Here is a 1,032-nt window from a genome sequence, read left to right on the forward strand (position 1 = left end):
AAGGCCCTGTTTGCCGCAGGGGGGACGCTCGCCACACTTGAGGGCGTGTCGTCGATCGACAAGGCCCGCGAGAATGCGGCTGCATTCGCCGCTGATGTGCTGGGCCGCTTACAGGAAGGGAAGGGCAAGGCCGCATGACGAAGAAACCCATCAAGGCCACGCCGCCGCTTGCTGGCGTCACCAGCTTTGCAGCGGACGAGGATTATATCGCTCCGCCGCCCAAGGAGGTCCGCGAGAAAGCGAAGGCTGACAACGGCCGTATCGGTTTCGTGTCCGAGAAGCCGACGCCTTCGGCGCCAGCGTCGAGAAAGAAGCGCGAGGCGACCTTTACGGCGCAATTCACGATCCGAATCCGTGAGGAAGATCGGGAGCGGTTTGACGAATATGCCTATCGTAATCGGATCTCCAAAGGAGAGGCGTTCAAGCGCCTGCTCGACACTGCCGAGGGGGAAGGGGAGGGATGACGGCCGCGAAGCGCAAAAAGGCGTTACGGGCCGTTCTGTGGGGTTTAACGCCCGTTGCGGCGGCAGCGGCAGCGGTGGCCGCTCTGCCCCATCCCGTTGTGCTCTACAACCCGTCCCCCAGCATCCCGACCGGCTATTATGTCCGCAGTGGCGAGGAACCGGGCAAGGGCCGACTGATCGCGTTCCATGTCCCGGCCCTGGGCCGGGATTATGCGAACGCCCATGTCCCGTATCTCATGCGTGGCAGCATCATAAAGCCGATCGTGGCGAGCGCGGGCGATACCGTCTGCACTACCGGCCCCGAAGGGCTGACGATCAACGGGAAGGCTGTTGCCGGAATCGTTGATCGTGACCCTCGCGGCGTCCAGCTCCCGCACTGGCGCGCATGTCGTCGTTTACGCCAAGATGAGTATTTTGTGCTCTCTACGCGCATTCCGAACTCATTTGACAGCCGGTATTACGGCCCTGTCAGCAGGGCTGAAATCATCGGCACATTCCGCCCGATTTCAACAAAAGAGAGCATCTAGGAGACGCCCATGGACCCGCTCACGATCGCGGCAATATGCAC

The 1,032-nt window shown here is 61.8% G+C and carries 2 protein-coding genes; both read left to right on the forward strand.

The genetic code is table 11. From position 1 onward, the window contains the following. Nucleotides 1–134 precede the first annotated feature (134 nt). Nucleotides 135–464, forward strand: coding sequence for a hypothetical protein (locus SPHV1_RS03975; RefSeq protein ID WP_048575092.1), 330 nt, complete (start codon nt 135–137; stop codon nt 462–464). Beyond that, the gene (locus tag SPHV1_RS03980; protein WP_048575093.1) at nt 461–991 is read left to right on the forward strand and encodes a S26 family signal peptidase; all 531 of its coding nucleotides are present in this window, start codon (nt 461–463) and stop codon (nt 989–991) included. Before SPHV1_RS03975 ends, SPHV1_RS03980 begins: the two co-directional genes overlap by 4 nt. Nucleotides 992–1,032 lie beyond the last annotated feature (41 nt).

The organism is Novosphingobium sp. KN65.2 (genome assembly GCF_001368935.1).
In the GTDB taxonomy this organism is placed as follows: Bacteria; Pseudomonadota; Alphaproteobacteria; order Sphingomonadales; family Sphingomonadaceae; genus Novosphingobium; species Novosphingobium mathurense.